Origin of the sequence: Nocardia vinacea NBRC 16497, from assembly GCF_000308835.1 — a bacterium.
GTDB lineage: Bacteria > Actinomycetota > Actinomycetes > Mycobacteriales > Mycobacteriaceae > Nocardia > Nocardia vinacea.
In genome coordinates this window covers 10428-31544 of the sequence record NZ_BAGN01000112.1, presented here as the reverse complement: position 1 = coordinate 31544, position 21117 = coordinate 10428, and the positions used below count along the sequence as shown (strand labels likewise).

Below are 21117 nucleotides of genomic sequence, written 5' to 3'. Positions count from 1 at the left end.
TTGTGTCAGACTGGCGCGCATGGCTGGTGGGGAAGCGTTGATTTCGAATGTGTCCGATACCGCGCGTTGGGTCGCCGCCTACCGCGCGCTGGAGACCGCGCGCGAAGATGCGCTGTTCCACGATCCGCTCGCCGAACGCCTGGCCGGCGAGCGCGGATATGCCATGGTGGCGGCAGCTACGCGAATCATGCGCAACGGCTGGCCGGTCGTCACCCGAACCAGAATCATCGATGATCTCATCGCGACCGCGATTGCCGAGGGCTGCGACCGCGTGCTCAATCTCGCCGCCGGACTCGATACCCGCCCCTACCGCCTGGGCCTGCCGGTCGATTTCGTCTGGGTGGAGGCCGATCTGCCCGCGCTCACCGCGGAGAAGGAGGCCGCTCTTGCGGACGAGAAGCCGCACTGTGCGCTGATCCGCCGTGGTGTCGACCTGGCCGACCCGGCCGCGCTGGCGGAGTTCCTGGACTGGGCACTCGGCCCGCTCGGTCCCGAAAATTCCCCCGCCACAAAGGCTTTGGTGATCACCGAGGGTCTGCTGATGTACCTGGAGGAGGAGACGGTCCGCGCCATCGCCGCCGCCCTGTCCCGGTCGGAGATCCGCTGGTGGGTCATGGACGTCACGGTGGCAATGAATCGCATGCGGTCGAGTTCGATGTTCGAGAACGCACCCATCGAATTTGAACCCGGCAACGGCATCGCCTACTTCGAAGATCTCGGCTGGCACGCACGCGAAGTGGAACACCTCCTCGTGCACGCCCGCAAATTCCACCGCGCACCCTGGTACCTGCGCCCATTCACCTATCTCCCTCAGCCCGACCCGCGCAAACCGGGCCGCAACCCCTGGTCCGGAATCGTGCGCTTCGAGCGTGACTAATGCAGTCACCCGCCGCAGTCCGGACCCAAACCATCGCCGCCGCCGACAACTACTGGCGAAGCTGACTCGCGGCCGCACCGCGAAAGACACACGGGGGTTCCGCGCGGATTCAGAACTGGCTGTGTTGGGAGTCGAAGGTGAGGATGCGGCCGCCGAGCAGGATCTGGGCACCGGCGGCCAGGGTGGTGAGTTGGTTCGGCATGGCGCGGAGCCACTCCTGGTGGCCGGGCATGCGAATGTAGGTGCCGTTGGCCGAGCCCTGGTCGACCACGGCGACATCCCATTCGACCAACCGAACCTCCATATGCGCCCGCGACATCGCGCCCGAGCTGTCCGGCAACCGGATCGGCCGCGCACCGCGGCGCACCGCCTCGGCATGTTCGGGTTCCCGCCCGAGGACGATGTCGTTATCGAGCACGTACGACGTTCCGTCATCGAGCATCAGCAACCCGAGCGGTGGCCGCACTCCCTCGGTCAACACGCAGGTCAACTGATCCATCCGAATCCCACACACTGCGCAGAACGACACCCGCGGATCGTTCAGATGCTGCCGCGAACACATGAACCCCCGAACGACAGCTCTACCGCTCCCGGGCACCGACGCCACCCCATTTTCCGGCCGGTTCGGCGGTGCGACCGCCCCTGATACGCCGATATCGGCCTTCTGAAGCCCGACTCGCCGCCGCTCCCCGACACCCGACACGGCACCTCTCGGCGGCAGGTTTCCCACGCCCATCGCGGACGCGCGCTCCCACGGTGCCGCCTTCCCCGCCGATCCGCCCCCGATCGGCGGCTGCACTGCACCACGTTCCGGCTCCGGCTCAATCTCGCTTCCCGACCGATTCGCCACCGGATCGACGAGTTCAACTGCCTGCCTCGGGGACTCCCGCCGTTCAGCATCCTCGACCCGGATCCCCGGCACTGCTCCCACATCTTCGGTCGATGACGCGTCCTGCGGCGACCCCACTCCGGCTCCGCCGACGTCCGATCCCGCTCGCAGGGTGCCAGAAGGCCGCCACGCCGCCGCTGCACGAGCCGACGCGGGCGCCCCGAACCACAGCACTGCCCCGGCACCAGGCACCGTTCCCTCGCCGAGTCCGGCGATACCACGGCTCGGTAACGCCGACGCGGTCGTCCCGTCCTCGTCCACGAACAGCCCGATCCCGATAGCCGGTGCCGGGATCACCACGCGGTCGACCGTGAATCCGGCATCCCTGCCGTGCAGTACCTCTGCGCGACCCGAGGTCTCCAGCACCGCGGTGACACCGCCGTGCAGGAATAACGCCGCTCCGGACGTGCTCGGGGTAACTACCCCGAATTCCACTTGGTCCTCGTCGTCCAGGCTCATCAACCACGTGGTGGCAAGCCGTGCGAACATGCGTCCGGTGCGCGGTTGCTCCTGCGCGCCGGCCTCGCGCACCAGCTCGAGCAATGCCGTCATCGTCTGCGCCGCAGCCGATTCGGCATCGGCCGCAATATCCGAACGATGCGCGACGACCAGGACGACGCCGCCACTGTTCGCGATCAGATGCGTACCACCCGGCAGCACCTCGAGCTGCCGACTCACAGGAATCGCCCACCCTGGAACCGCCACCGATGGAACACCACCCGCATCGGCCCGTTCACGATGAGCCAGAACACGATCCACGTCACGATGAACTGGATGAGGAACGCAGTCAGCGACGGATGCAACGCGCGCGGCAGCACAATGGTCGTGTGGTGCACGAGGACCCACATCAGCGCCGCCTCGTTGATCACCGTCCAGAACCCGAACAGCGTGGGCCAGTCCTTCTCCCACCGGAATTGCTGCAGAAAATGGTAGAGCAGTTCCCACAGTACGCCGACGAACACGGTCGCCAGCAGCACCGACAACGTCACCCGATAGGCATTGCCGAGTGACAGCGATCCGGTCGGCAGGACCGGCGTAATGATCACCGCGACCAGCAATCCGATCACGCCGAGCGCGAGCATGCGGGTCTGAATCCGCCCGTTCAAAGTAAGTAGCATCGATCAGATCTTCTTGTTCATCGCCCACAACCACCATTGCCCCGTCGACCGCAGCGGCCCCATCCGCTGGCAGAAACCCAGCGCCGCAAGATCGTCCGCGATCTCCTGCGCCGCGATCTGCAACCCCAGGAAGGTGTCCACTCCCGGAAACGGTCCACCCAGCGTCGCACTACCTGATGCATAGATGCGTCCGCTGCCACTTCGCGTGCCGATCAACTCGAAGGTGGTCGCCACATCCATGCGCCCCACCGGATTGCGACCGGCACCGGCATGATCCAGCAGATCCGCCAGCAACCGATGTTCGCGTACGTCGGCCTCCAACCCGGTGCAGTCGATTATGTAATCGGCCGAAATGTCGAAGGGCTGGGTAGGCGGCGGAAGCGGCAGCGCCGCCGTGGGATCCGGCACGATCGTGGTGATCACCCCGCCCTGCCCCCGCACGGGCCGCAGATCGCGCGCACTGCCCGCCATCACCTGATACCACCCCTCCTTACGCCCGCGCCGCAGCTGCTCCTGCCAATTCGAGCGCACCGGAGTGTTGGTCCCGCCCATCTCCTGATAGGCCTGCGCGCGCTGTTCCCCTTGCAGCGTGCGCATCTTCGCTTTGAGCTGCCCGCCCCATACCGACTTCGGATAGTTGAATCCTTGATATGACCAGCCGTCGCCGCCCTTGCGTCGACTGAAAATATTCGGTCCGTGCGCGGCGGCGACATAGTGCCGAAACAGATGCAGGATCTGGGTATTCAGCCGCAGTTTGTCCCGGTCATCGATGAGCCGTTGCAGCACCCGACTGGCCACGATCCCGCTGCCGCGGATCATCACCTTGCCCGGTCTGCGCTGCAGTGCCTGATACACGTGCTCATGCGGTTCATACGCATTGACCACGCGCGTCGGATCCCGGTACTTCTCCCGATATTCCTGCAGATCCGGCAACAACTTCAGCCCCGGATAGCCCACACCCACATGGACATACGTGCTGCGAAACGCGATCCGCTTGGTCGGGGCAGCACCCACGGGCGGAGTCAGGACGCTGAAATACCCACCGCCGTAGCGTTTGCGCACCATGCGCACATGCCCTTTGTGCAACGAACCCGCATATCCGATCCGATGGAACTCCCGTTCCATCGCGACGAACGCCTGCCCCGCCCTTGGCGTGTAGTAATTGCTGAAGATCGGCTCGGTGAACACATTCCACAGCGGTCGGATCGTTCTCTCCGCCAGCGCCTCGCGCACCGCATAGGACGGAAAGCCCCAGATATTGTCCGGCATCGAGGCCGAGTCGCTGCGCAATCGCTCCCCGCGCGGGATCTGCGATACCCGCGTCAGATACTCATAGGACGACCACGGCACCTCCTGTGGCCCGAGCACCGCCATCGCTGCCGCCGGTACGCCGTAGATCCGCAGGGTGTCGTAGGTGACGAAGGATCCGATCCCGCTGCCGATGGTGACGAACGGAACGTCCACCACCGGAATACCCGCCCGGCCCACCATCTCGTCTGTCCACACGTCGGTTTCGACGAGTTCGCGCGTGATATCTCCCCGCATTTTCGGGATGCTACCGGCCGAAACTTAGCAACCGCTTTCGATTACCTTGCCCGCGCACGCATTCCACACCGCCGACCGGCGCCAGCGCGACGCGCGCGGAGCAATCTGCGCCAACCTGCCACGCCGCACCCCCGCCCCGACGTACCATCCCTGCGTGGCCGACGCGATTCGTTCCACCCCACTGCGGGTCCTGGTCTACAGCAACGACGCCGATACCCGGCGCCAAGTGATGCTGGCACTGGGCAGACACCCGCACCCTGAGCTGCCCGCCTTCGAATACCTCGAGGTGGCGACCGCGCCCGTGGTCATCGAGCAGATGGATGCGGGCGGTATCGATCTGGCCATCCTGGACGGCGAGTCCGCCCCGGCGGGCGGGCTCGGTATTGCCAAACAGCTCAAGGACGAGATCGCCCAGTGCCCACCGGTTCTGGTGCTCACCGGTCGCCCCGACGATGCCTGGCTCGCGAACTGGTCGCGCGCCGAGGCCGCCGTGGCCCATCCGATCGATCCGATCCGGCTCACCGAGGCCGTCGTCACGGTGCTGCGAAACCGCACCGCTGCCTGACCTCGATCTTTCTCATCGTCACATGTGCCCGCGTCCCGAGGACGCAGGCACTCCGATGTCACGTGACGGCGCTATCGCTTAGCGATCCGACGGGTCGGATTACCCCCGATTCAGTCATAAATAGCAGTCCCGTTTTCGATCAAAGACCCCAATCGAATAAATGGTCGACCCGTCGCGACGGTTGTAGGCTGTGCCGTAGCTCACATGAGCGCGGGCCTCGATATGACAGACCCGCGCGGTGCGAGCAGGCCATGAGGCGAGTCTGACCGAGGCGGACAACGACGTCAGCCCGCCTCGGAAGCTGCCGTCATGATTCCGACGCCGACCATCACATCCCCGGGCCGCCGTCGGGGGACATGACGCCCAACCGCCAGCTACAGCTCGCAAGGAGGGGAAGTGCAGTCGTGAATATCGAGATGCCCACTCTGGTCCTCGGCGCGGTCGCCGCCGCGTTCGCGGTGTTCTCCGTGATCCTCTCGGCCCTCGTCGGCCCCAAGCGCTACAACCGGGCCAAACAGGAGGCCTACGAGTGCGGCATCGAACCGACACCGCACGCCGTCGCGGGTGGGCCGGGAAGCGTTACCGGACAACGTTTTCCGGTGAAGTACTACCTCACCGCCATGTTGTTCATCATCTTCGATATCGAGATCGTGTTCCTCTACCCGTGGGCTGTCCACTTCGATGCGCTCGGTCTCTTCGGTCTCGCCGCGATGGCGCTGTTCATCTTCAACGTCTCGGTGGCCTACGCCTACGAATGGCGCCGCGGCGGTCTCAGCTGGGACTGATCGCCCATACGCACTGGCCCGCAAGGCATTACGTCATGTCGGGCCGTACGCACAGTGGAAGTGAGAGTTAGTCGAACATGGGTCTCGAGGAAAAACTGCCCAGCGGCTTTCTGCTGAGCACGGTCGAAGATTTCGCCGGATATCTGCGCAAGGGCTCGCTGTGGCCTGCCACCTTCGGGCTGGCCTGCTGCGCCATCGAGATGATGGCTACCGGCGCAGGACGTTTCGATATCGCCCGCTTCGGCATGGAGGCGTTCCGCGCCTCACCGCGGCAGGCCGATCTGATGATCGTCGCAGGCCGGGTCAGCCAGAAGATGGCACCGGTGCTGCGTCAGGTATACGACCAGATGACCGAACCGAAATGGGTGCTGGCGATGGGCGTTTGCGCGTCCTCGGGCGGCATGTTCAACAACTACGCCATCGTGCAGGGCGTGGACCATGTGGTGCCGGTCGATATCTACCTGCCCGGCTGCCCGCCGCGGCCGGAGATGCTGTTGAACGCGATCCTGACACTGCACGCGAAGATCCAGCAGATGCCACTGGGCGTCAACCGCGAGGAGGCCATCCGTGCCGCCGAAGCGGCGGCGCTGGCGTCCACGCCGACCATCCGGATGGAGGGTCTGCTGCGATGACCTTCGACTCCCCCGAAAATACCGAAATCAGGACGCCGCAGGAGTTCGTCGACGCCGCGGCCACCGCAGGCCCGGAAGGCACACCACCGGAAGCGGATTCGCCGTCGGCCGAGGTGATCGGCGTGCGCCACGGCATGTTCGGTGTCACCGGCTCCGGCGACACCTCCGGTTACGGCCGCCTGGTCCGTCCGGTGACACTGCCCGGCAGCACCCCGGCGCCCTACGGCGGCTACTTCGACGAGGTCGTCACCGAATTGCACACCGCACTCGGCGCGGTCGGCGTCGGCTGGGAGACCGTCATCGAGAAGGTGATCGTCTTCCGCGGCGAACTCACCCTGCACGTGCGGCGCGAACATCTGGTGACGGTCGCCAAGGCGTTACGCGACTACGCCGCACTGCGTTTCGAGCTCTGCCTCGGCGTGAACGGCGTGCACTACCCGGACGACGCGGGCCGCGAATTGCACGCGGTCTATCACCTCATGTCCATCACCCATAACCGGCGCCTGCGCGTCGAGGTCTCCACACCGGACGCCGACCCGCATATCCCGTCGCTGTTCAGCGTGTATCCGACCACCGACTGGCATGAGCGGGAAACCTACGACTTCTTCGGCATCCTCTTCGACGGCCACCCCTCGCTGACGCGCATCACCATGCCCGACGACTGGCGTGGCCACCCCCAGCGCAAGGACTACCCGCTCGGCGGGATCCCGGTCGAGTACAAGGGCGCGCGCATTCCGCCGCCCGACGAGCGGAGGGCGTACAAGTAATGAACGACATCGACACCCGGCCCGGCGTCCACAACGACACCGGGCCCGAACCCGCTGTGGTCACAGTGGCGGGCCAGGACTGGGACGCGGTCACCGAAACCCTCGACAGCGCGGGTGAAGAACGCATCGTCGTCAATATGGGTCCGCAGCATCCGTCCACGCACGGCGTACTGCGGCTGATCCTGGAAATCGAGGGCGAGACGGTCACCGAGGCCCGCTGCGGCATCGGCTACCTGCACACCGGCATCGAGAAGAATCTCGAATTCCGGAACTGGGCGCAGGGCACCACCTTCGTCACCCGGATGGACTATCTGTCCCCGTTCTTCAACGAGACGGCGTACTGCCTCGGCGTCGAGCGGCTGCTCGATATCGAGGACCAGATTCCTGAACGCGCCACCATCGTTCGCGTCATGCTCATGGAGCTCAATCGGATCTCCTCCCATCTGGTCGCGCTGGCGACCGGTGGTATGGAGTTGGGTGCGCTCACCCCGATGCTGTTCGGTTTCCGGGAACGCGAGCTGATTCTGGATGTCTTCGAGACCATCACCGGCCTGCGCATGAATCACGCGTACATCCGGCCCGGCGGTCTCGCCCAGGACCTGCCCGACGACGGCGTCACCAAGGTCCGTGAGCTGCTGAAACTTTTGCCCAAGCGGCTGCGCGATATGGATCATCTGCTCACCCAGAATCCGATCTGGAAGGCACGCACCCAGAACATCGGCTACCTGGATCTCGCCGGCTGCATGGCACTCGGCATCACCGGTCCGGTGCTGCGTTCGACCGGTCTGCCGCACGATCTGCGCAAGGCGGCGCCGTACTGCGGTTACGAGAACTACGAATTCGAGGTACCCACCACCACCGGCTGTGACTGCTACGGCCGCTACTGGATTCGGGTCGCGGAGATGAAGGAGTCGCTCAAGATCGTCGAGCAGTGCCTGGACAAATTGCGGCCGGGTCCGGTGATGGTGGACGACAAGAAGCTCGCCTGGCCCGCGGATCTGCAGCTGGGGCCGGACGGACTCGGCAACTCCCCCAGGCACATCGGCCGCATCATGGGCACATCCATGGAGGGGCTCATCCACCACTTCAAACTCGTCACCGAGGGCATTCGGGTCCCGGCGGGGCAGGTGTACGTGGCGGTGGAGTCGCCGCGTGGCGAACTCGGTGTGCATATGGTCAGCGACGGCGGCACCCGCCCGTATCGGGTGCACTATCGCGACCCCTCGTTTACGAATCTGCAAGCGGTGGCGGCGATGTGCGAGGGCGGGATGGTCGCCGATGTCATCGCCTCCGTCGCCAGCATCGACCCGGTGATGGGCGGAGTTGACCGATGACCGAGATCCTGTTGAAGCTGTCCACCCGGCCGCAGCCTTTCTTGCCGTTCGTGCGCGAGCGATTGGAGGTCGATGCCAAGGAGATCATCGCCCGCTATCCGGAGCCGCGCTCGGCGCTGCTGCCGCTGCTGCATCTGGTGCAGGCCGAGGAGGGCTGCGTCACCGGCACCGGCATCGAATTCTGTGCCGAACAGCTGGGCTTGACCGGCGCGGAGGTCACAGCGGTAGCGACCTTCTATTCGATGTACCGGCGCACCCCCACCGGCGACTATCACGTCGGTGTCTGCACCAACACGCTCTGCGCGGTGATGGGTGGCGATGCCATTCTCGAATCCCTGCAGCGCCGGCTCGGCATCGGGCACGGCGAGACCTCGGCGGACGGTTCGATCACCCTCGAGCACATCGAATGCAACGCGGCCTGCGATTTCGCGCCGGTGGTGATGGTCAATTGGGAGTTCTTCGATAACCAGACCCCGGAATCGGCTGCCGCACTGGTGGATTCGCTGCGCCGAGGCGAGCAGGTGACACCGACGCGCGGTGCGCCGCTGTGCACGTTCAAGCAGACCGCGCGCATCCTCGCGGGCTTCCCGGACGAGCGCCCCGGAGCGCTCGACGGTGCGGCGGGCGAGGCGACGCTGGCCGGTCTGCGGGTTGCGCAGGAACAGAATATGCAAGCGCCGGAACCGAATTCGGAGGGCGTGTGATGACACTGACTCCCGTACTCACCCGGTATTGGGACGACCCGCAGTCGTGGACCATCGAGCACTACCGTGGCCACGACGGCTATCAGGCCATCCGCAAGGCCTTGCGGATGGAACCCGATCAGGTCATCCAGACCATCAAGGACGCCGGTCTGCGTGGTCGCGGCGGCGCGGGCTTCCCGACCGGGATGAAATGGAGCTTCATCCCGCAGGGCACGGGCCCGGACGGCGTCACCAAACCGCACTATCTCGTGGTCAATGCCGACGAGTCGGAACCCGGTACCTGCAAGGACATTCCGCTCATGCTGGCCACCCCGCACACCCTCATCGAGGGCGTCATCATCGCGGCGTATGCGATTCGGGCGGCACACGCGTTCATCTATGTGCGCGGTGAGGTCGTACCGGTGCTGCGGCGGCTGCAGGCCGCGGTCGCGCAGGCGTACGCGGCCGGATTCCTCGGGAAGAACATTCTCGGCTCCGGCTACGACCTGGAACTCATCGTGCACGCCGGCGCCGGTGCCTACATCTGCGGTGAGGAAACCGCACTGCTGGATTCGCTGGAGGGGCGGCGCGGCCAGCCGCGACTGCGGCCACCGTTCCCGGCCGTCGCGGGTCTGTATGCCTGCCCGACGGTGGTCAACAATGTGGAATCCATCGCGAGCGTGCCGCCCATCATCCTCAACGGCACGGCCTGGTTCCGGTCCATGGGCAGTGAGAAGTCCCCGGGCTTCACGCTGTACTCGCTGTCGGGGCACATCGCTCGGCCGGGGCAATACGAAGCGCCGCTGGGCATTACGCTGCGCGAACTGCTCGGCTATGCCGGTGGTGTGCGCGCCGGACACCAGGTGAAGTTCTGGACGCCGGGCGGTTCGTCGACGCCGCTGTTCACCGACCAACACCTCGACGTGCCGCTGGACTACGAGGGTGTGGCCGGTGCGGGATCCATGCTGGGCACCAAGGCATTACAGATCTTCGACGACACCACCTGTGTGGTGCGCGCGGTGCTGCGCTGGACCGAGTTCTACGCCCACGAATCCTGCGGTAAATGCACGCCCTGCCGCGAGGGCACCTACTGGCTCGTCCAGCTGCTGAAGCGGATCGAGGCCGGGCGGGGCACCGAATCGGATCTGGAGAAGCTCCTCGATATCAGCGACACCATCAACGGCAAATCGTTCTGCGCACTCGGCGACGGCGCGGCCAGCCCGATCATCTCCTCGCTGAAGTACTTCCGCGAGGAATACGTCGACCATCTGCGGCTCGACGGCTGCCCGTTCGATCCCGCGCGAGCCACCGCCTGGGCCGAAGGAGTCCGATGACCGCCACCGTGAATACCAATACCAGCGGGCTCGTACCAGCTGACCTGGTCACCGTCACCATCGATGACACCGAGGTCAGTGTCCCCGCGGGCACCCTGCTGATCCGGGCCGCCGAACTCATCGGCATCCAGATCCCGCGCTTCTGCGACCACCCGCTGCTGGACCCGGTCGGTGCCTGCCGTCAGTGTCTGGTGGAGGTGGAGGGGCAGCGCAAGCCGGTCGCGTCCTGCACCATGGCCGTCGCCGACGGCATGATCGTGCGCACCCAGCTGACCTCACCTGCCACCGCCAAGGCGCAGGAGGGAGTGATGGAGCTGCTGCTCATCAACCACCCCCTCGACTGTCCGGTCTGCGATAAGGGCGGTGAATGCCCACTGCAGAACCAGGCGATGTCGAGTGGTCGGCCCGAAACCCGCTTCGACGGCGTGAAACGCACCTACCCCAAGCCGATTCCGCTGTCCACGGCCGTGCTGCTGGACCGGGAACGCTGCGTGCTGTGTGCCCGTTGCACTCGTTTCTCGCAGCAGGTCGCCGGGGATCCGTTCATCGAACTCATGGATCGCGGTGCGCTCGAACAGGTCGGCACCGCACAGGCCGAACCGTTCGACTCCTACTTCTCCGGCAATACCGTGCAGATCTGCCCGGTGGGTGCGCTCACCGGCACCAGCTACCGGTTCCGGGCCCGTCCGTTCGATCTGGTCTCCAGCCCGAGCATCTGCGAGCACTGCGCATCGGGCTGTGCACAGCGCACCGACCATCGGCGCGGAAAAGTGTTGCGCCGCTTAGCGGGTGACGATCCGCAGGTCAATGAGGAGTGGAACTGCGATAAGGGCCGGTGGGCGTTCACCTATGCCACCGAACGCGATCGGCTCACGACACCGCTGGTGCGCGGCTGGGACGGCAATCTCGCACCCGCGTCCTGGTCCGAGGCCTTGGCCGCCGCGGCGGAGGGTTTGGCGTCGGCCTTCGGCAGCGCGGGCGTGCTGGTCGGTGGTCGCGTCACCGAGGAAGACGCCTACGCCTACGCCAAATTCGCCCGAGTCGCCCTGGGCACCAATGACATCGACTTCCGCGCCCGAGTGCATTCGGCCGAAGAGGCGGACTTCCTCGCCGCCCGTATCGCCGGACAGGGTGTCACCGTCGACTACGACGCCCTGGAGAACGCACCGGTCGTACTGCTGGCCGGACTCGAGCCGGAAGAGGAGTCGCCGATCATCTACCTGCGGCTGCGCAAGGCGGCACGCAAGCGCGGTCTGCCGATTTTCTCACTCGCCGCTTACTCCTCGCGCGGACTGGATCGGATGTCGGGCACGCTGCTGCAAGCCGTACCCGGGGCCGAGCCGCATCTGCTCGATGCCATGCGCACCGGCGAGACGGACGCTGCCGCTTTGGCGACAGCCGCACAGCTGTTGCGTCAGCCCGGTGCAGTGGTGCTGGTCGGTGAGCGGATGGCCGGAATCCCCGGCGCACTGTCCGCCGCCGTCCGGCTTGCCGAAGACACCGGTGCCGCCTTGGCCTGGGTGCCGCGCCGCGCCGGTGAACGCGGTGCGGTCGAGGCGGGTGCGCTGCCCGGCCTGCTGCCCGGTGGTCGACCGGTCGTTGATCCCCGTGCGCGCCAAGAGGTTCGCACGATCTGGAATGTCGCGGAATTGCCGGTCACCGCCGGTCGCGATACCGCCGCCATTCTGGAGGCCGCGCCGACCTTGGGCGCACTGGTCATCGGCGGCGTCGATATCGCCGACTTCCCCGACCCCAAGGCGGCGGTCGAGGCCATCGACGCCGCTCGCTTCGTGGTCAGCCTGGAATTGCGGCACAGCGCGGTCACCGAACGCGCCGATGTCGTCTTCCCGGTGGCCTCGGCAATGCAGAAATCCGGCACCTTCCGCACCTGGGAGGGCAGGCCTCGGCAATTCGATGCGGCACTCGGCGATTCGATGGTGCGCCGCGAACCCGCACCACTGTCGGATCAGCGAGTGCTGCAGGCCATCGCGACCGAGATGACGGTGGCGCTCGGACTACCCGATACCGAATCCGCGCGCGCCGAACTCGCCGAACTCGGCGCCTGGGACGGTCCGCCGGTGCCCGCGCCGGCGCATCGGCCGCATCCGGTGACCCAACCCAATCCCGGCACGGCCATCCTGTCCGGCTGGCGGATGCTGCTGGATCAGGGGCGCATGCAGGACGGCGAGCCGAATCTGGCGGGTGTCGCGCGGCCGCCGGTGGTGCGGCTGTCGCCAACCACCGCTGCCGAAATCGGTGCCGCCGATGACGATCCGATCGTCGTGGCCACCGATCACGGCACCATCACGCTGCCACTGCTGATCACAGATCTGCCCGATCGGGTGGTGTGGCTGCCGCTGAACTCGCCGGGCTGCTCGGTCAACGAACAGCTCGCCACCCAGCCGGGCGGTGTGGTGCAGCTGCACCGCGCCGATGAGAGGATGAAGGAACACCGCCATGAGTGATCTCTCTCTTTTCGGCCACGACCCGCTGTGGCTCGTCATCGGGAAATCCCTGGCGATCTTCGCCTTCCTGCTGCTCACGCCGATGATGGCGGTGTATCTGGAGCGCAAGATCGTGGCCTGGATGCAGATGCGCATCGGCCCGAACCGGGTCGGTCCCAAGGGCACGCTGCAGGCCGTCGCCGACGGTGTGAAGATGGCGCTGAAGGAAGATATCGTCCCGGCCATCGTCGACAAGCCGATTTTCATTCTGGCGCCGGTCATTTCGGTGGTGCCCGCGTTCATGGCGTTCGCGGTCATCCCGATCGGGCCGGAAGTTTCGATCCTCGGCCACCGGACCGCACTGCAGCTCACCGATATGCCGGTTGCGGTGCTCTATATCCTGGCCATCACCTCGATCGGTGTGTACGGCATTGTGCTGGCGGGTTGGTCGTCGGGTTCGACATATCCGCTGCTGGGCGGATTGCGTTCGACCGCGCAGGTGATCTCCTACGAGATCGCGATGGCGCTGTGCTTCGCGACGGTGTTCCTGCTCGGCGGCACCATGGCCACCTCCGGGATCGTGAAGGCGCAGGAGGGCACCTGGTACGTCTTCCTGCTGCTGCCGTCGTTCTTGATCTACTGCGTGTCGATGGTCGGTGAGACCAACCGTGCGCCGTTCGACCTGCCCGAGGCCGAAGGCGAGCTGGTCGGCGGCTTCCACACCGAATACTCCTCGCTCAAATTCGCCATGTTCATGATGGCCGAATACATCAATATGGCAACAGTTTCCGCGCTCGCCACCACGCTGTTCCTCGGCGGCTGGCACGCTCCGTTCCCGATCAACCTGTGGGACGGCGCGAATTCCGGTTGGTGGCCGGCGCTGTGGTTCATCGCCAAGATGTGGACTTTCCTGTTCGTGTTCATCTGGTTGCGCGGCACGCTGCCCCGCCTGCGCTACGACCAGTTCATGAATCTCGGCTGGAAGCTGCTGATCCCGACCTCACTGCTGTGGGTGATGCTGGTCGGCAGCGCCCGGGTGCTGCAGAACGAGGGCTACGAGATCCAGACGCCGCTGCTGGTGGTCAGCGGAATCATCATTTCCGGACTGATGGTGCTGATGTTCCTGCGGGCCGGGCGCAAACAGAGCGCGCCGCCGACGGTCGAGGAACCCGCTTCAGCTGAATCGGGCAGCGCGGTATTCCTCGGCTTCCCGACGCCACCGCTGCCGGATCCATCGACGCGGCGTCCGGAACCCAAGGCGGGACTGCTGGAACCGTTGATGGGCTTCGCGGTCACCTTCCTGACCATGTTCAAGAAGCCCAATACCGAGTCCTATCCAGAACAGAAGGTGCCGACCGCGCCCCGCTATCACGGTCGCCACCAGCTCAATCGGCATCCGGATGGTCTGGAGAAGTGCATCGGCTGCGAGTTGTGCGCGTGGGCCTGCCCTGCGGATGCGATCTACGTCGAGGGCGCGGATAACACCGAGACCGAACGCTTTTCGCCCGGCGAACGCTACGGGCAGGTCTACCAGATCAACTATCTGCGCTGCATCGGCTGCGGATTGTGCATCGAGGCATGCCCGACCAGGGCACTGACCATGACCAACGAGTACGAGATGGCCGATGACAATCGCGCCGATCTGATCTACGAGAAGGACCGGCTGCTGGCTCCGCTGCAGCCCGGTATGACCGCACCGCCGCACACGATGTACGCCGGTGCGACAGAAGGCGACTACTACCGCGGCAATGTCCCCGGCGGTGAAAGCGGTTCGGATACCAGGGAGCCCGCCGCCGCGGGCGCGGAAGGAGGCGTGCGGTGACCGAATTCATCTTGGCCGCCGAGCCACTGACCCACACCTCCACCGGCGAGACCGTCCAATTCTGGATCCTCGGCCCGCTCGCGGTGATCGGCGCACTCGGCATGGTTTTCGCGGGCAAGGCCGTGCATTCGGCGATCTGCCTGGCCGCCACCATGATCGTGCTCGCGACCTTCTATATGGCACAGGACGCGCTGTTCCTCGGCGTCGTGCAGATCGTCGTCTACACCGGCGCGGTCATGATGCTGTTCCTGTTCGTGCTCATGCTGGTCGGCGTCGACTCCCCCGAATCGCTCGGGGAAACACTACGCGGGCAGCGGCTCTCGGCCGCCGCGGTCGGACTCGGCTTCGGGCTGCTGCTGATCAGCGGCATCGCCAACGGCATCCGCAACTCCGGAACCACCTATCCGGCAAAGGGATTCGCATATCAGGACGTGATCGGACAACTCGCCGAGCTGATCTTCGTCCGGTATGTGTGGGCCTTCGAACTCACCGGCGCACTGCTCATCACCGCCACCATCGGCGCGATGATCCTGGCGCACCGGGAGAATTTCGGGCCGCGCCTGGATCAGCGGGAGCTCTCACGCCGCCGCTTCCGCGGCGCCTACGACCCGGCCCGGCCCTCCGATCGCGCCACCCCGCTGCCGACACCGGGTGTATACGCCAGGCACAACGCGGTCGATATTCCGGCGCGGCTGCCGGACGGATCCTTCGAGGAGCTGTCGGTCAGCACCATCCTGCGGCATCGCCGCACCAGGGCGCTCACCGAGGCGGCGGTCATCTCGGTCGGCACGACCCCGACCTTCGCCTCGGAGGTCGAGGAGCCCGAAACCCCCGCCCGCGAGGCAGACGAGGAAGGCAAGCGGTGAATCCTGAGAACTACCTGTTCCTGTCCGCCCTGCTGTTCACCATCGGCGCGGCCGGTGTGCTGCTGCGGCGCAACGCCATTGTGGTGTTCATGTGCATCGAGCTGATGCTCAATGCGGTGAATCTCGCCTTCGTCACCTTCGCCAGGCTGCATTCGAATCTGGACGGTCAGGTGTTCGCGTTCTTCACCATGGTGGTGGCCGCGGCCGAAGTCGTCGTCGGACTCGCCATCATCATGACCATCTTCCGCGTCCGCCGTTCGACCTCGGTCGACGACGCCAACCTGCTGAAGTTCTGACGTGGATACCGCAACGCTCTGGGTGCTGCCCGCGCTGCCGCTGGCCGGCGCCGTCGTGCTGCTGCTGATCGGGCGCTACAGCGATAAGTGGGGGCATCTGCTCGGCTGTGCCACCGCGCTGGCCTCGTTCGGCTTCGCCGTCGTCGCGTTCTTCCACATGCTCGACCGTGATGATGCCGCCCGCGCGATCCACAAGGGTTTTTTCAGCTGGGTGCCGGTCGACGGGTTGCAGGTGGACTTCAGCCTCCAATTGGACCAGCTGTCGGTGTGTTTCGCGCTGCTGATCACCGGCGTCGGATCGCTGATCCACATCTATTCCGTCGGCTATATGAACCACGATCCGGGACGGCGGCGGTTCTTCGCCTACCTGAATCTGTTCCTGGCGGCGATGCTGCTGCTGGTGCTGGCGGACAACTACCTGGTGCTGTATCTCGGCTGGGAGGGCGTCGGTCTGGCCTCCTATCTGCTGATCGGTTTCTGGTACCACAAGCCGACCGCGGCAACCGCGGCCAAGAAGGCGTTCGTGGTCAACCGGGTCGGTGATATGGGGCTGGCCATCGCCATGTTCACCATGTTCGCGACCTTCGGCTCGATCGACTTCGGATCGGTGTTCGCGACCGCGCCGCAGGCGGGTGAGGGCACGCTGACAGCGATCGGGTTGTTGCTGCTGCTGGCCGCATGCGGTAAGTCCGCGCAGGTACCGCTGCAGTCCTGGCTCGGTGACGCGATGGAGGGTCCGACACCGGTCTCCGCGCTCATCCACGCGGCCACCATGGTGACGGCGGGTGTGTATCTGATCGCGCGCTCCGGGCCGATCTTCGATCTCGCGCCCAATGCACGACTCGGTGTGGTGCTGGTGGGTGCGGTGACGCTGCTGTTCGGTGCGATCGTCGGTTGCGCGAAGGACGACATCAAGAAGGCGCTCGCGGCGTCCACCATGAGCCAGATCGGTTATATGGTGCTGGCCGCAGGCCTCGGCCCGGCCGGATACGCGATCGCCATCATGCATCTGCTCACCCATGGCTTCTTCAAGGCCGGGCTGTTCCTCGGGGCCGGGTCGGTCATGCATGCGATGGATGACGAGACCGATATGCGCCGCTACGGCGGACTGCGCAAACTGCTGCCGGTCACCTACGTCACCTTCGGGCTCGGCTATCTGGCGATCATCGGCGTGCCGCCGTTCGCCGGATTCTTCTCCAAAGATCGGATCATCGAGGCAGCGTTCAACCAAGGCGGCGCAAGCGGTTTGGCACTGGGTGCGGTGACGCTGTTCGGTGCCGGGCTGACCGCGTTCTACATGACGCGCGTGATGATGATGACGTTCTTCGGCGAGCGTCGCTGGCCCGAACACTTACGCGGCTCCGCCGCGGGGGCGGACACCCATCCGCACGAGGCACCCGCGGTGATGACGGGCCCGATGATTCTGCTCGCGATCGGTTCGGTGGCGGCAGGTGGGCTGTTCGTCTTCGGGTCGTCGCTGCAGAACTGGCTCGAACCTGTGGTCGGCGCGCATCACGGCGAGGAGGTCGTGCCCGCGGGCGTGGTGACCGTCCTGGCGCTGCTCGTGGTCGCCGTCGGAATCGGCTTCGCCTACAACCAGTTCGCGCAGCGTGAGATTCCCGAAACCGCCCCGGAAGCGGTGTCGGCGTTGACGATCGCGGCGCGCAAGGATCTCTACGGCGACGCGGTCAACGAGGGTGTATTCATGCGTCCCGGTGCGTATCTGACTCGGTCGCTGGTATTCCTCGACAATCGCGGCATCGACGGCATCGTCAACGGGACTGCCGCGCTGATCGGCGGGCTGTCCGGGCGAATCCGGAAGGTGCAGTCCGGCTTCGTCCGGTCGTATGCCCTGTCCATGTTCACCGGCGCGGCACTGGTGGCCGCCGCCCTGCTGGCAGTGAGGCTCTGGTGAGTGACTTTCCCTGGTTGACCACGCTGTGGTTATTGCCGGTTGTCGGTGCGGTGGTGGTGCTGCTGTTGCCCGCGTCGCAGCGCACCCTGGCGCGCGGGCTGGCATTCGGTGTCGCATTGGCGGTGCTGGTGTTCGGCATCGTATTGGCCGTGCGGTTCGAACCCGGTGGGGCGCAATATCAGTTCGTCGAATCGCACGAGTGGATTCCGGCCTTCGGCGCGGGTTACACGCTCGGGTTGGACGGGATCGCGCTGGTGCTGGTGCTGCTCACCGCGGCGCTGGTACCGCTGCTGATCCTGGCCGGGTGGAACGATGAGCGCGAGGTCGGCAGCGGGCGTCGGGTGTCGCACACCTATGTCGCGTTGACGTTGCTCGTCGAGGCGATGGTGCTGATTTCCTTTGTCTCGCTCGACATTCTGCTGTTCTACGTGTTCTTCGAGGCGATGCTCGTTCCGATGTACTTCCTCATCGGCGGATTCGGGCCGCGCAGTGCCGATCTGGCGCATCGTCAGCAGCGCTCGCGGGCGGCGGTGAAATTCCTGCTGTACAACCTGTTCGGCGGTCTGATCATGTTGGCCGCGGTGATCGGGTTGTATGTGGTCACCGCGCGGCAGGGCCTCGGATCCGGAACGTCGGGCACCTTCGATTTCCGCACGGTGGTGGCGGCGGCCAATGCCGGGCAGCTCGGTGCCGGTCCGGCGGTGCTGAATGCGCTGTTCCTCGGGTTCATGTTCGCCTTCGCGGTGAAGGCGCCGCTGTGGCCGTTGCACACCTGGCTGCCGGATGCGGCGGTGGCGGCGACGCCGTCGAGTGCGGTGTTGATGATGGCGGTGGTCGACAAGGTCGGCACCTTCGGCATGTTGCGCTACTGCCTGCTGCTGTTCCCGGATGCCTCGGGAACCTATGCACCCCTGGTGATCACGCTCGCGGTGATCGGCATCATCTACGGCGCGCTGCTGGCCATCGGACAGACCGATGTGATGCGGCTGATCGCCTACACCTCGATCTCGCACTTCGGATTCATCATTCTGGGCATCTTCGCGATGACCAGTCAGGGGCAGACCGGGGCCACGCTCTACATGGTCAATCACGGCATCTCGACCGCGGCACTGTTCCTGATCGCGGGATTCCTGGTGTCGCGCAGGGGCACTCGGGCCATCGCCGCCTATGGCGGGGTGCAGAAGGTGGCGCCGGTGCTGGCGGGCACCTTCTTCATCGCCGGTCTCGCCACCCTGTCGCTGCCGGGCCTGGCTCCGTTCATCAGCGAATTCCTGGTGCTGCTTGGCACATTCAGCCGGTACGGATTCGCGGCGGTGATCGCGACCGGTGCGCTGGTGTTGGCCGCGCTGTATGTGCTGTGGATGTACCAGCGGATGATGACCGGTCCGGTCAAGGAGGGCAACGAGCGGCTCTATGATCTGGTGCCGCGCGAGTTGGCGGTGGTGGTGCCGTTGATCGCGGCGCTGCTGTTCCTCGGCATCTATCCGAAACCGGTGCTGGACTTCATCAATCCCGCGGTGGGTCAGACGCTCACCACCATCGGCGTCCATGATCCCGCGCCGAAGACGCCCGCGATCCCCGCAGCGGGGGCCGATCACGGAGGTGCCCACAAATGAGCAGTCTGCTCGCGGCAAGTATGCCCGCGCCGAGCATCGAATACGCCAAGTTGTCGCCGATGCTGATCGTGTTCGGCGTGGCGGTGGTCGGGGTGCTCGTCGAGGCGTTCGCGCCGCGCCGCCACCGGTACGCCATCCAGGTGCCACTCGGGCTGGCCGGGTTGGTGGCGGCACTGGTTGCGGTGCTGCGGTTGTTCGGGACCGAGGCGACCGTGGTGGTCGGTGCGGTGGCGATCGACGGTGTGACGCTGTTCCTGCAGGGCACGATTCTCGTCGTGTCGATTCTGGCGCTGCTGCTCATGGCCGAACGCGGTGCCGAGCCGCGGCCGCAGGTGCGTTCCGGTCCCGGGACGTGGAGTGTTGCCGCGGCCGTTGTCGGCGGTGGCGTGGACGCGTTCACCCCGCAGGCCTCCGCGGTGCCCGGTAGTGCGGGTGAAATCGCCGCGGTCCGTGCGGGTGTCGCGACCACCGAGGTGTTCCCGCTGACCATGCTGGCGATCGGTGGGCTGATGCTGTTCCCGGCCTCGAACGATCTGCTGACCATGTTCGTGGCGTTGGAGGTGTTGTCGCTGCCGTTGTATCTGCTGTGTGGGCTGGCGCGCCGCAAGCGGTTGCTCTCGCAGGAAGCAGCGCTGAAATACTTTCTGCTCGGGGCGTTTTCGTCCGCGTTCTTCCTCTATGGCGTCGCGCTGCTGTACGGGCAGGCGGGGACGGTCAAGCTCGGTGGTATCGCCGATGCGATAACCCAGCATCCGCAGAACACCACCCTGGCGTTGCTCGGCGTGGCGATGCTGGCGGTGGGCCTGTTGTTCAAGATCGGCGCGGTGCCGTTCCAGTCATGGGTGCCCGATGTGTATCAGGGCGCGCCCAGTTCGGTTACCGGGTTCATGGCCGCGGCGACGAAGATCGCCGCTGTCGGTGCGCTGTTGCGGGTGCTGCAGATCGCCGTGCCCGGTCTGCGTGACGACTGGCGTCCGGTGCTCGCCGCCATTGCCATCGCGACCATGGTGATCGGCGCGGTCATGGCGATCACCCAGACCGACGTCAAACGCATGCTCGCCTACTCCTCGGTCGCGCATGCCGGATTCATCCTCACCGGTCTCACTGCGGCGAATGCGGCTGGTACCTCGGCGATCCTGTTCTATCTGCTGGCGTACGGGCTGGGCACGCTCGGTGCGTTCGCGGTCGTCAGCCTGGTCCGCGACGCCGCCGGTGACGAGGCGACCGCCATGTCCCAATGGGCCGGCCTCGGCCGCCGCTCCCCCTGGCTGGCAACGGTTTTCGCCCTGTTCCTGCTCTCGTTCGCGGGCCTGCCCCTCACCGGTGGCTTCGTCGCCAAGTTCGCGGTCTTCCAGGCCGCCGCCTCCGGCGGCACCACCTACCTGGTGATCGTCGGTGTCATCTCCAGCGCCATAGCCGCCTTCTTCTACATCCGCGTCATCGTCCTGATGTTCTTCACCGACCCACCCACCGCCGCCCCCAACGTCGCGGCACCATTCCTCACCACCACAGTCGTCGCATTCACCGCGGGCGCCACCGTCCTGCTCGGCATCATCCCGCAGATGCTGCTCGACTTGTCCGACCGCGCATCGACTTTCGTCCGCTGAGTCCCGCACGACATCGCCGCAC

Annotated in this window: 18 protein-coding genes; 15 read left to right on the top strand and 3 right to left on the bottom strand. The window is 65.7% G+C overall.

The genetic code is table 11. The annotated features are described in order from the left end of the window. Positions 1–19: 19 nt before the first annotated feature. Entirely contained in the window at positions 20–877 is an 858-nt protein-coding gene (locus ON44_RS15160) for a class I SAM-dependent methyltransferase (protein WP_040690443.1), read from the top strand. Between the two features lie 109 nt (positions 878–986). Here ON44_RS15160 and ON44_RS15155 read toward each other — a convergent pair whose 3' ends face one another. The 3 genes from ON44_RS15155 to ON44_RS15145 are packed head-to-tail and all read right to left on the bottom strand — an operon-like array spanning position 987 to position 4429. Then, positions 987–2444: an FHA domain-containing protein gene (locus ON44_RS15155; RefSeq protein WP_040690441.1), complete on the bottom strand. Its 1458-nt coding sequence runs from the start codon at positions 2442–2444 to the stop codon at positions 987–989. Further along, positions 2441–2884, bottom strand: a complete 444-nt coding sequence (locus ON44_RS15150) for a hypothetical protein (RefSeq protein ID WP_040690438.1) — start codon at positions 2882–2884, stop codon at positions 2441–2443. Before ON44_RS15150 ends, ON44_RS15155 begins: the two co-directional genes overlap by 4 nt. A gap of 3 nt (positions 2885–2887) precedes the next feature. Beyond that, a complete protein-coding gene (locus ON44_RS15145) occupies positions 2888–4429 on the bottom strand; it encodes a hypothetical protein (RefSeq protein ID WP_040690437.1) in 1542 nt (513 codons plus the stop codon). Positions 4430–4583: 154 nt separating this feature from the next. Here ON44_RS15145 and ON44_RS15140 point away from each other — a divergent pair, with 154 nt between their 5' ends. From ON44_RS15140 to nuoN, 14 genes are all read left to right on the top strand, one after another. Next, positions 4584–4994 carry an Rv3143 family two-component system response regulator gene (locus tag ON44_RS15140; protein WP_040690473.1) on the top strand — a complete coding sequence of 137 codons (411 nt, stop codon included), beginning with the start codon at positions 4584–4586 and terminating at the stop codon, positions 4992–4994. A 416-nt stretch (positions 4995–5410) separates the two neighbouring features. Further along, positions 5411–5779: an NADH-quinone oxidoreductase subunit A gene (locus ON44_RS15135; protein ID WP_373283164.1), complete on the top strand. Its 369-nt coding sequence runs from the start codon at positions 5411–5413 to the stop codon at positions 5777–5779. 77 nt (positions 5780–5856) lie between these two features. Beyond that, complete coding sequence (locus ON44_RS15130) at positions 5857–6411, top strand: NuoB/complex I 20 kDa subunit family protein (RefSeq protein WP_040690435.1); 555 nt, start codon at positions 5857–5859, stop codon at positions 6409–6411. Further along, positions 6408–7178, top strand: coding sequence for an NADH-quinone oxidoreductase subunit C (locus tag ON44_RS15125; RefSeq protein ID WP_051182050.1), 771 nt, complete (start codon positions 6408–6410; stop codon positions 7176–7178). Before ON44_RS15130 ends, ON44_RS15125 begins: the two co-directional genes overlap by 4 nt. Continuing rightward, positions 7178–8512, top strand: a complete 1335-nt coding sequence (locus ON44_RS15120) for an NADH-quinone oxidoreductase subunit D (protein WP_040690434.1) — start codon at positions 7178–7180, stop codon at positions 8510–8512. Before ON44_RS15125 ends, ON44_RS15120 begins: the two co-directional genes overlap by 1 nt. Further along, positions 8509–9216 (top strand): NADH-quinone oxidoreductase subunit NuoE, encoded by a 708-nt coding sequence (nuoE, locus tag ON44_RS15115; protein ID WP_040690431.1) that lies wholly within the window; start codon positions 8509–8511, stop codon positions 9214–9216. Before ON44_RS15120 ends, nuoE begins: the two co-directional genes overlap by 4 nt. Continuing rightward, on the top strand, positions 9216–10529 hold the full coding sequence (nuoF, locus tag ON44_RS15110; protein ID WP_040690429.1) for an NADH-quinone oxidoreductase subunit NuoF: 1314 nt from the start codon (positions 9216–9218) through the stop codon (positions 10527–10529). The genes nuoE and nuoF overlap by 1 nt, the downstream gene beginning before the upstream one ends. Continuing rightward, positions 10526–12994: an NADH-quinone oxidoreductase subunit G gene (locus ON44_RS15105; RefSeq protein WP_051182049.1), complete on the top strand. Its 2469-nt coding sequence runs from the start codon at positions 10526–10528 to the stop codon at positions 12992–12994. The genes nuoF and ON44_RS15105 overlap by 4 nt, the downstream gene beginning before the upstream one ends. Next, positions 12987–14795, top strand: coding sequence for an NADH-quinone oxidoreductase subunit NuoH (gene nuoH, locus ON44_RS15100; protein WP_040690428.1), 1809 nt, complete (start codon positions 12987–12989; stop codon positions 14793–14795). Before ON44_RS15105 ends, nuoH begins: the two co-directional genes overlap by 8 nt. Continuing rightward, a complete protein-coding gene (locus tag ON44_RS15095; RefSeq protein WP_051182048.1) occupies positions 14792–15661 on the top strand; it encodes an NADH-quinone oxidoreductase subunit J in 870 nt (289 codons plus the stop codon). Before nuoH ends, ON44_RS15095 begins: the two co-directional genes overlap by 4 nt. Then, the gene (gene nuoK / locus ON44_RS15090) at positions 15658–15957 is read left to right on the top strand and encodes an NADH-quinone oxidoreductase subunit NuoK (protein WP_040690426.1); all 300 of its coding nucleotides are present in this window, start codon (positions 15658–15660) and stop codon (positions 15955–15957) included. Before ON44_RS15095 ends, nuoK begins: the two co-directional genes overlap by 4 nt. A 1-nt stretch (position 15958) precedes the next feature. Further along, positions 15959–17872: an NADH-quinone oxidoreductase subunit L gene (nuoL, locus tag ON44_RS15085; protein ID WP_040690425.1), complete on the top strand. Its 1914-nt coding sequence runs from the start codon at positions 15959–15961 to the stop codon at positions 17870–17872. Then, positions 17869–19488, top strand: coding sequence for an NADH-quinone oxidoreductase subunit M (locus ON44_RS15080; protein ID WP_040690424.1), 1620 nt, complete (start codon positions 17869–17871; stop codon positions 19486–19488). Before nuoL ends, ON44_RS15080 begins: the two co-directional genes overlap by 4 nt. Beyond that, positions 19485–21095, top strand: a complete 1611-nt coding sequence (gene nuoN, locus ON44_RS15075) for an NADH-quinone oxidoreductase subunit NuoN (protein WP_040690422.1) — start codon at positions 19485–19487, stop codon at positions 21093–21095. Before ON44_RS15080 ends, nuoN begins: the two co-directional genes overlap by 4 nt. The last annotated feature ends 22 nt before the right edge of the window (positions 21096–21117 follow it).